Below are 10,843 nucleotides of genomic sequence, written 5' to 3'. Positions count from 1 at the left end.
GCGACCCGGTCCTTCCCGACCACCAGTGCGGCTACGGGTGGAGGGGATCCTGACCGGGATCTGGCGGGAGGTGCTGCGGGTGCCGTCGGTGGGTCCGGAGGACAACTTCTTCGCCCTGGGTGGGGACTCGCTGCACGTGATCCGGGTGGTGGACCGGGCCCGTAAGGCGGGTGTGGTGATCACCCCCGCGCAGTTCATCGCGTACCCCACAATCGCCGGCCTCGCGTCGGTGGCCGGTGGGCAGACGACCGCCGGCGCGGGTGGTGACGGAGGCCGGCGTACGGACCCCGGTGTGGTCCCGCTCGTCGCGTCGCACGTGGCCTTCGCCGAGCGGAACTTCGCCGACCCGCACAAGTACACGCACATCTTCATGTTCGATGCGCTGCGGGCACTCGACCCCGCGCTGGTGGAGCGGGCCGTGGCGGCGGTGATCACCCATCACGACTCGCTCCGGATCAGCTTCCCCCGGCCCGGGGGCCGGTTGTCGGTCCGGGTCAACGAGCCCTACCAGCCCACGCCGTTCACCAGCGTGGACCTGTCCGCCCTCGACCCGGCGGACCAGGAGGTCGCCTTCCGGCGCCTCGACCGCACCCTGCACCGCAAGCTCGACATCGAGAACGGGCCGCTGCTCCAGGTCGCCCTGGTCCGCTTCGGGGCCAACCGTCCCGATCTGCTCGTGGTGATCGTTCACCACCAGTTGATGGACAACAGCTCCTGGGACGTCCTGATGGCGGATCTCCAGACCGCGTACCAGGCCGTGGAGGCCGGCGAGGAGCCGCGCCTGCCGCTGCCGACGGCGTCGTTCGCCGAGTGGTCCCGCAACCTGGACGCGCTCGCCCATGGCACCGAGTTGACCGAGGACATCGCGTACTGGACGGCGCTGGCCAAGGAACCCGTCCCGACCTGGCCGCTGGACCACCTCGACGGAGACGACTGCATGTCGTCGGAGGAGACGGTGGTGGTCGGGCTCGACGCGGAGGAGACCGCCGCGCTGCGCCGGCTGGTGCCGCAGGAGTACGGCCTGAGCGTCAACGACGCGCTGCTGGCCGCCACCCTCCAGGGCTTCACCGACTGGTCCGGTCAGTCGTCGATCCTGGTCGACCTCGTCGCCCGAGGTCGGGAGATGGGCGGTCAGGACCTCGACCTGTCCCGTGCCATCGGCCGGTTCTCGATGACCTCACCCCGGCTCGTCCGCCGACCCGAGAAGCCCGGCCCGAGGGCGCTGCTGGAGTCGGTCCGTGAGCAGATCGAGGCGGTGCCCCGGCGCGGCCTCGCCTTCGGCCTGCTGCGCTACCTCGGTGGGCATCCGGCGGTGGCGGACGCGCTCGCTCCGCTCGGCAAGCCGGACATCCTGCTCAACAACTGGGGCGAGTTCGCCCACGAGCCCGAGGAGTCGCCGCTGCTCGGGCCGGCCATGGACGACTCCTGGCCGATGCCGAAGCTGCAACGCATGCACCGACTCCAGGTGTTCGCGCGGTTCGCCAACGGCGAGCTCAGCCTGCACCTGAAGTACAGCAGGAACCTCAACGAGCGGACGAGCATCGAGCGGCTCGCCGCCCTGACCCTGGCCGCCCTCCGGTCGTTCGTCCGGCCGGACGCCGACTGACCCGGACCACGACCCGACGTACGCGGAAGGACCTCCGACATGGACCACGTGAAAGAGAGCTGCCTGTTCCCGGAGCGCAACCGGGTGGCCTGCATCGAGGCCACCTCGCCCGGCATCTCGCCAGCGCAATGGGCCACCGAGCACCTCGACCTGATCAACGACCGACTGGACAGCCACGGCGCTGTCCTGCTGCGCGGGTTCGACGCCCCGGACGCGCCGGCCTTCTCCGCGTTCGTCAAAGTCTTCGGCGAGGAGATGGCCGAGTACACCTACCGGTCCACGCCGCGCAGCAAGGTCGGCGACGTCTACACCTCCACCGAGTACCCGGCCAGCGAGGTCATCCCGCTGCACAACGAGATGGCGTACACCAGCGTGTGGCCCCGGCGGTTGTTCTTCTACTCGAACATCCCGGCGCAGACCGGCGGGGAGACTCCGCTCGCCGACAGCCACGCCGTCTGGCAGCGCATCCCCGTCGAGGTGCGCGAGCGCTTCGAGCGGCACGGTGTGCGGTACGTGCGCAACTACCGGGTCGGTCTCGGGGTGTCCTGGCAGGAGACGTTCCCCGGGATGGACCGGGAGGCAGTGCAGGAGTTCTGCCGCGAGCGGGGCATCACCTACGAGTGGTTCGACGACGGCGCGCTGCGGACCACCGAGACCTGCCAGGCCGTCACCGTGCACCCCGTGTCCGGGCGGACGGTCTGGATGAACCAGGCCCACCTGTTCCACGTCTCCAACCTGCCCGAGGCCACCCGGGAGGCGCTGCTGGAACTGCTCGCCGAGGAGGACCTGCCGCGTAACGCGTACCTCGGCGACGGCAGCCCGATCACCGACGCCGACCTCGCGGCCATCCGCGCCGCGTTCGACGCGGAGTCCCTGGCCTTCCCCTGGCAGCAGGGTGACCTGCTGGTCGTCGACAACATGGCGATGGCGCACGGCCGGTCCAGCTTCACCGGGCCGCGCAAGACGTTGGTGGCGATGACCGGGTCGTACGGCAGTCGGGAGGCGGCGTGAGCGGGCTCGCCGAGAAGATCGCCTTCCTGGAGTCGCACGGGGTGGCCGAGTTGGCGCACTCGGAGGCCAACCTGCTGGCGCATCTGCGTGGCGTGCACGACCTGCTGGCCCAGTGGGGGTCGCGGCAGGAGCTGTGTGACGCGGGGTTGTTCCATTCGGTGTACGGCACGGAGATCTTCCCGACCGGTGCGATCCCGCACGAGCTGCGGCCCGCCGTGCGGGAGCTGATCGGTGCGGAGGCGGAGACGCTGGCGTACCTGTTCGGCACGGTTACCCGCAGCGCCCTCTTCGACGCCGCCTTCGACGGCCCGCCGTTCCTGCTCGAGGACCGCTCGGGCGGTTGCGTCGGTGTCAGCGCCGGCCAGTACGCCGACCTCGCCGCCCTGACCGTGGCGAACTGGCTGGAGCAACGTCCCCGGTTCGCCGAGTCAAGCAAGTTCAGCCGCGCCCGCGAGTTCGACGCCATGCGCCGCTATCTGCCGGACAGTGTCCGTACCGCCCTGGAGCGCGCCTACGGGTTCGCTCCGCTCGCCCTCGCTGGAAACGAGTAGACGCACCGTGTCGACAATCCCCACACCGGTCCGCCCGAGTGCCGAACAGGACGCGGGAGTGCTGTCCCGACTCTTCGTCCAATGGCCCTCGATCCTGGTGAAGGCGTCCCTGCGCCGACCACTGAAGCTGTCGGACAGCCTGACGCCGCCCCGGTACGACCACCTGGAGCGGGTGACCCCGGTCTTCGAGCGTGCCTGGGCCGCCCGGCGGGACCAACCTGACGGGCTGCGGCGGGCCCTCTACCAGACCTACCGCCGGCGGTTCTGGTGGGCGGGCCTGATCTTCCTGGCCTACCAGACCTGCGCGACCGTCGGGCCGCTGCTGGTGCGGGAGCTGATCGCCTGGTTCGAGGGCGACGGCCAGGGCCCGGTGGTGGAGGGTCTGCTGATCGCCGCCGGCCTGGCCGGCTTCTACGTCCTGGACGCGTTGAGCCACAAGCACCAGTGGTCCGAGGTGTGGAAGACCGCGCACTCGATCACCGCGCTGCTGCGGACCGAGATCCTGCGCAAGTACCTGCGGATGGACCGCGGCGCCCGACTGGCCCACCCCTCCGGGGAGGTCATCACCCTCGCCTCGTCCGACGCCCGGAGGGTCGGGCGGGTCGCGTTCACGCACATGGCGTGGGCGGTGCCGCTGGGCATCGCCGGCTCCTGCGTGGTCCTGTGGGTGCTGCTGGGCTGGGCGGCGCTGGTGGGCATCGTCATCCTCATCGCCGGCCTGTGGCTGTCGCACGTGGCCAACGAGAGGGTCTTCGCGCTGGTGCCGGCGATCCGGGACGCGAACGGCGTCCGGATCGGGCTGGTCGGCGAGTACCTGGGGGCCATGCGGACGCTGCGCACCCACGGGTGGGAGGACGTCGCCGAGCGGGCTGTCGGCCGGGAACGCGCGACGCTCAACGCGTTGCTGGTCCGCCGGCAGAAGCGGCTCGCCACGCTCTACCTGGTGAACGCCGCCGCGCCGGTCCTGATGGTGATGGCCACCCTGGTCACGTACGCGGCGCTGGGCAACGAACTGAAGGCGGCGGACGTGTTCGCGGCGATCGCCGTGCTCACCGTCCTCCGGTCCCAGCTGCCCGAGCTGGTGCGCTACCTGGACATGCGCAACGAGTGGCGGGTGGCGTTCGGGAAGGTGACGACCTTCCTGCGGGCCTCGGACACCGCCGAGGCGTCGACCGACGACGACGCGCCGGCCGGGGCGGTCGACCTCGACGGGGCGTCGTTCACCTGGCCGGGGGCCGACGCGGACGCCCGGCCGGTCCTGACCGGCGTCGACCTGCGGGTCGCGCCCGGTGAGTTGGTCTGCGTGCTGGGCCGGGTCGGCAGCGGCAAGTCCGCGCTGCTCGCGGCGCTGGCCGGTGCGCTGCCGACGGTCGCGGGTACCGCCCAGGTCGGCGGCAGCACCGTCTACCTGCCGCAGCGCCCCTGGATCATGCAGGGCAGCATCGTCGACAACATCCGCTGCTTCTCGCCCGACGATCCGGACCGGTACGCGGCGGTCGTCCGCGCCACCGCCCTGGAGGCGGACCTGGCGGCGATGCCGGCCCGCGACGGCACGGCCATCGGCGAGCGGGGCGTGAACCTCTCCGGCGGGCAACGGCAGCGCATCGCGTTGGCCCGCGCCGCCTACGAGGACGCCGACGTCTACCTCTTCGACGACCCGACCAGCGCCGTCGACGACGCGGTCGCCGGCACCATCCTGGAGGCGCTGTTCGACGGGGTGCTCGCCGGGCGTACCCGGATCGTTGCCACCCACCGCCTCGACGTGGCCCGTCGGGCCGACCGGGTGGTGGTCCTCGACGGCGGCCGGGTGGTCGCGGCGGGCCGGTTCGCCGACGTCGCCGCGCAGATGCCGGACCTGCTGCCGGCCATGGCCGCCGAGGCCGCGACGCCGTCCGATCCGGACGGCGCCGCGCTGGACGAGGTGGCCGAGGACATGGCCGCCGAGGAGGAGGAGACGGTCCGCGCCGGTAAGGTCGGTTCCGCCACCTACCGCCGTTACCTGCAGGTGCTGACCCCGGGCCTCCTCGCCGTCGTCCTGCTCGGCCTGGCCGTCGGCGGGCAGGCCGTCCTGGGCGGCTCGTCGTTCTGGCTCGGCCACTGGACCGAGCACGCCGGGCAGGACACGCTGTACTACGCGGGCGTGTTCGCCGCCATCGGTCTGCTGGCGCTCGTGCTGGATCGCGGGCTGTTCAGCTTCGCCTTCGCCCGGGGTGTGTCCGCCGGCCAGAACCTGCACGGGTCGATGCTGAACCGGGTCTTCCGGGCCCCCCTGTCGTTCTTCGACCGCAACTCCTCCGGACGCGTCCTGGCGCGGTTCTCCGGTGACATGGAGACCATCGACCTGGAGTTGCCGGAGACCACGATGGACACCCTCCGGGTCGCCGTCGGCCTGGTCGTGCCGTTGGCGGCGCTGGCCTTCACCAGTCCGCTGATGCTGGTGGCAGCCCCGCTGCTGCTGGTGGTCTACCTCCGGTGGCAGCGGCTCACCCGGGCCAGCACGGTCGAGGCGTCCCGGCTGTCGAAGCAGGCGAACGAGCCGATGCTCGCGCTGCTCAACGAGGCCGTCGACGGGGTGACCTCGATCGAGGGCCGGAACAGCCGGGTGCGCGGATACCAGGCCGCGTTCGGTGAGCGGGTCCGCGTCGCGCACCACGCCGACTACACGGTCAACGCGCTGTCGCGGCACTTCAACCTGAAGCTCGACATGCTCGGCGCGGTCGTCCTGCTGACGTACGGGGTGCTGATCGTCGCCGTGGGCGGGATCGGCGCCGGGCTGGCCGGTGTCGGGATCAGTTTCGTGTACGCGCTGATGGAGGCGCTGGCGATGAGCCTGATGACAGTGCAGATGATGGACCTGTCGCTGGCGAGCTTCGAACGTGTCGACGACTACACCCGGCTGCCGGTCGAGCCGACCGACGGGCGACCGGCCCCGGCTGGTTGGCCCACCGCCGGCGAGGTCCACTTCGAGAACGTCACACTGCGCTATTCCGAGGGTGGCCCGGCCGCGCTGAACGGCGTGTCGTTCGACGCCCCGGCGGGCAGCAAGATCGGCATCGTCGGCCGGACCGGCAGCGGCAAGTCCAGCCTGTTCACCGCGCTGCTGCGGTTCGTGCCAGCCGAGCAGGGGCGCATCCTCATCGACGGGGTGGACACCGCCACGCTGCGGCTGGCCGACCTGCGGGCCGCCGTCGAGGTGGTACCGCAGGATCCGGTGCTGCTGCCCGGCACCCTGCGGGACAACATCGACCCGACCGGTGCGTACCCCGACGCGGAGGTCACCGCCGTCCTCACCAAGGTGGGTCTCGCCGACCGGCTGCTCGGCGTGGGCGGTGGCGGTCTCGACGCGGTCCTGTCCGCCGGCGGCGGACAGCTCAGCGCCGGTGAACGACAGCTGCTCTGCCTGGCCCGGGCGTTGCTGCGGGACGCGAAGCTGGTCCTCATCGACGAGGCCACGTCGAGCCTCGACGCCGAGACTGACGCCCGCATCCAGCGGCTGCTGGCGGTGGACCTCGCCGACGCGACGGTGCTCACCATCGCCCACCGCCGGGAGACCCTGGCCGGCGCCGACCGGGTGGTGACGCTCGACGGTGGGCTGGTGGCCCGGGTGACCGACAGCGATCCGGCCGGGGTGCTGGCCGGGGCGACGAACCCGGTCGGGCAGCGCGCAGGCCAGTCGAGTCTCGGGGAGCCGGTGCAGTGACCGGGTCGCGTGCGATGGCCGCGGAGGCGGACGCGCTCGCCCACTGGCGGGCCGGGCTGGCCGGCGTACCCACCCTGGACCTGGTCACCGACCGGGTCCGCCCGGCCCGTCGACGCCAGCACACCGACCGGGTGACGCTCACCGTCGGCCCGGACACCACCCGACGGCTGCACGCGGTGAGCGCGGCGGTGGGCGTCGCGCCCTCCGTGCCGTTGCTCGCCGTGGGGCAGGTGGTGCTGGGCCGGCACGCCGGCACCCGGGACCTGGCCACCGCGACGCCGCTGGACGACGCCCTGGTGCCGTTGCGCGGCAGGTGGGACGACGACCCGTCGGCCGCCGACCTGTTCGCGCGGGTCGACGCCGGGTTGCGGGAGGCCTCGCCGTACACCGGCGTCCCGCTGCACCGGGTGGCCGAGGCGCTCGGCCTACCCCACGACCCGAGTCGTGCCGCGCTCTGCACGGTCGTGCTGGGGGTGGGAGCGGCCCCCGCCACCACCGGGGAGGTGCCGCCCGATCTGAGCGTGCTCTGGGACGAGCCGGGGCCCGACAGGGCGTCCGGCGTCCTCGCCTACGACCCGGATCTGTTCGACAGCGCGACGATGCGCCGGTTCGCCGATCACTACCTGACGTTGCTCGACAACGCCCTGACCGACCCCGAGGCGCCGATCTCCACCCTGGTGCACACGTCGGTGCGGGAGCGCGAGCTGATCGCCCGGTGGGGCACCGGCGGCGGTACGGCAGGTCCGCCGAGCGTGCCGGCGGCGTTTCTCAGCCAGGCCGAGGCGACGCCGGACGCCGTCGCTCTGGAGTACGACGGCACCACCCTCACGTACGCCGAGGTGCGCGCCCGGGCCGATGCCCTGGCGACCGTCCTGACCGGACACGGGGTCACCCCGGGCAGTGTCGTCGGCCTGGCGATGGGCTCGTCCGCGCAGCTCGTCGTGGCGATGCTCGCGGTGCTCGCCACCGGGGCGGCGTACCTGCCCCTGGACCCGTCCTACCCCGAGGCCCGGCGGGAGTTCATGCTGCGCGACAGCGGGGCGCGGCTGCTGCTCGCCGACGGTCCGGTGGCCGTCGTCGACGACCTGCCGGTGCTGCGGCTCGACCGGCTGGTGCTGCCCGCGGGACGGTCCGCGCCGACGTGGCCGCCGACATACCCGACCCAACGGGCCTGCGTCCTCTACACCTCCGGGTCGACAGGGCGGCCGAAGGGGGTCGAGACCACCCACGGCGGGATCGTCCGGCTGGTTCACCGCGCCGACTACTTCCCCGTCGGGCCCGCCGACGCGGTCGCCCAGGCGGCCAACGTGTCGTTCGACGCGGCGAGCTTCGAGGTGTGGGGTGCGCTGCTCAACGGCGCGCGCCTGGTGGGCATCCCCAAGGACGACGTGCTCACGCCGTCCCGGCTGGGTCATCGACTCGCCGAGCACGGCGTCACGGTGCTGATGCTCACCACCGCCCTGTTCCACAGGTGCGTGGACGCCGACCCGGCGATGTTCGCCCCGCTGCGCGCCCTCTACTTCGGCGGCGAGCCGGCCGACGCCCGCCGGGTCGCCACGCTGGCCGCCGCCCTGCCGGGCCTGCGCCTCGTCAACGGGTACGGCCCGACCGAGTGCACCACGTTCTCCAGCACCTGGGACGTGACCGACCTGCCCGGCGACGCGGCGCGGACCCCGATCGGCCGACCGATCGGCGGGGAGCTGCTCTACGTCCTCGACGACCACGGCCGGCTGACCGGCATCGGCGCACCGGGGGAGCTGTTCATCGGCGGCGCCGGTCTCGCGCACGGTTACGTCGGCCGGCCCGACCTGACCGCCGAGCGGTTCGTACCGAGCCCCTTCGAGCCCGGCGCCCGCGTCTACCGCACTGGTGACGTGGTGCGGTGGCGCGAGGACGGTCAACTGGAGTGCCTGGGCCGGGCCGACCAGCAGGTCAAGATCCGCGGTGTCCGGATCGAGCCGGACGAGATCGCCAGCACCCTCACCACCTGCCCGGGCGTGCGGGCCGCCGCCGTCACCGTGCACGGGGACGGCGACGAACGTCGGCTCGTCGCCTACGTCGTCCCGGACGACGCCCCGGTCCCGGCGGGTGAGCTGCGCGCCCACCTCGCCGCCCGGCTGCCCGAGGCGATGGTGCCGACCTGGTACGTGCCGCTGGCGGTGTTGCCGGTCACCCCGAACGGCAAGGTGGACCGCCAGGCGCTGCCCGCGCCCGACGCGCACCACGGCGTCCGGGCCGCCGACGGCGTGCCGCCCAGCGGCCCGATCGAGGAACTGGTCGCGCGGACGTGGCAGGACCTGCTCGGCGTGCCGGTGGTGTCCGCCGCCGACGACTTCTTCGCCCTCGGCGGCCACTCGCTGCTCGCCGCGCAGATGGTGGCGCGGATCGCCGCCACCGCCGGCGTGCGGCTGGGCGTCCGCGCCGCCTTCGAGGCGCCCACCGTCGCCGCGCTCGCGGCACGCGTCGCCGACGCCGGCCCGGACGACGCCCGCCCGCCGGTGCCGGCCGCCGGCCCCGGGCCGCACCCCCTGTCGTACGCCCAGCAGCGGCTGTGGTTCCTCGACCGGCTCGACGCCGGTCAGGCGGTCTACTCGGTGCCGCTGGTGCTCACCGTGGACGGCCCGCTCGACGTCGACGCCCTCGACGCCGGCCTGCGGGGGCTGGTGACGCGGCACGCGGCGCTGCGGACCCGGCTGGTGACGATCGACGGCGAGCCCCGGCAGGTCGTGGACGACGAGCCAGCGGTCGTCCTCACGGTGGACGACCTGCGCGACCGGGCCGACCGTGACGAGCAGGCCGACGCGCTCCTGCGCCACGTCGCCGCCCGACCCTTCGACCTCGCCACCGGGCCGCTGGCCCGCTGGCACCTGGTCCGGCTGACCGACGAGCACGCGATGCTCCTGATGACGTTGCACCACGCGGTCTGTGACGGCTGGTCGATCGGAGTGCTGATCCGTGACCTCGGCGCGTTCTACGCCGCCCGGACCATCGGCACGCCCGCACCGGCCCCGCTCACCGTCGAGTACGTCGACTACACCCTGTGGCAGCGCGCGCTGCTGGCCGGCGACGCGCGGACGACCCAGCTCGCGTACTGGGTGGACCGGCTCGCGGGTGCGCCCGCGGCACTGGACCTCCCGACCGACCGTCCCCGCCCGGCCACCGCCCGACACCGGGGGGAGACGTTCGACGTACGGCTGCCCGCCGCCCTGGTCGAACGCCTCGACGCGGTGGGACGGCGGCACGGCGTCACCCGGTTCATGGTGCTGCTCGCCGCGTTCCAGCTGGTGCTGGGCCGGTACGCGGACATCCGCGACGTCAGTGTCGGCAGCCCGGTGTCCGGGCGTACCCGCTCCGAGTTCGACGACCTGGTGGGTTTCTTCGTCAACACCGTCGTGCTGCGGACCCGTTGGCAGGACGCCGAGACCTTCGTCGACGTGCTGGCCCGGGCGCGGGACGCGGTGCTCGGCGCGTACGAGCACCAGGACGTCCCGTTCGAGCAGGTCGTCGAGGCGGTCCGGCCACCACGCGACCTCAGTCGTACCCCGCTGTTCCAGGTCATGCTGTCGGCACAGAACCTGCCCGAGCGGACCGACGCGGTACCCGGCCTGTCGGTCGGGGTGACCGAGCCACCCGGCCGGGTGGCGAAGTTCGACCTCACTGTGGCCTGGGACGAGGTGCCCAGCGCCACGGGCGAGCTGCGCGGCACAGTGGAGTACGACGTCGACCTGTTCGACAGGGGCACCGCCGAGCGGCTGGCGCACAGTTACCGCACCCTGCTGGAGTCGGCGCTGAGCGCCCCGGACGCCCCGGTGTCCACCCTGGACCTGCTGCCCGGCCCCGAGCCGGTCCCGTCGGTCGGCGGGTCGACCGAGGCGCCGGCCGCGTCGACTCTGCATGGCCTGGTCGCCGCCGCCGCGGCGCGCTGGCAGCAGCGCCCGGCGCTGGTGCAGGGCGACCGGCAGGTCAGCGTGGTGG

5 protein-coding genes are annotated in these 10,843 nt (G+C 73.0%); all 5 read left to right on the top strand.

The window, feature by feature from the left end; all coding sequences use genetic code 11:
* Window positions 1-1,606: condensation domain-containing protein (locus tag ABZ749_RS18900; RefSeq protein ID WP_357229448.1), on the top strand; the 1,606-nt coding region annotated here is incomplete at its 5' end.
* Window positions 1,607-1,645: 39 nt separating this feature from the next.
* Window positions 1,646-2,617, top strand: coding sequence for a TauD/TfdA family dioxygenase (locus ABZ749_RS18895; protein ID WP_357229445.1), 972 nt, complete (start codon window positions 1,646-1,648; stop codon window positions 2,615-2,617).
* The gene (locus ABZ749_RS18890; protein WP_112582443.1) at window positions 2,614-3,168 is read left to right on the top strand and encodes a DUF6817 domain-containing protein; all 555 of its coding nucleotides are present in this window, start codon (window positions 2,614-2,616) and stop codon (window positions 3,166-3,168) included. Before ABZ749_RS18895 ends, ABZ749_RS18890 begins: the two co-directional genes overlap by 4 nt.
* A gap of 7 nt (window positions 3,169-3,175) precedes the next feature.
* On the top strand, window positions 3,176-6,868 hold the full coding sequence (locus ABZ749_RS18885) for an ATP-binding cassette domain-containing protein (RefSeq protein ID WP_357229442.1): 3,693 nt from the start codon (window positions 3,176-3,178) through the stop codon (window positions 6,866-6,868).
* Window positions 6,865-10,843: amino acid adenylation domain-containing protein (locus tag ABZ749_RS18880; RefSeq protein WP_357229439.1), on the top strand; the 3,979-nt coding region annotated here is incomplete at its 3' end. The genes ABZ749_RS18885 and ABZ749_RS18880, both read left to right, overlap by 4 nt.

This window comes from Micromonospora sp. NPDC047753 (assembly GCF_040642735.1).
Taxonomy (GTDB): domain Bacteria; phylum Actinomycetota; class Actinomycetes; order Mycobacteriales; family Micromonosporaceae; genus Micromonospora.
Note: the sequence above shows the minus strand (reverse complement) of the source record. Positions and strands in the feature narration are given on the sequence as shown.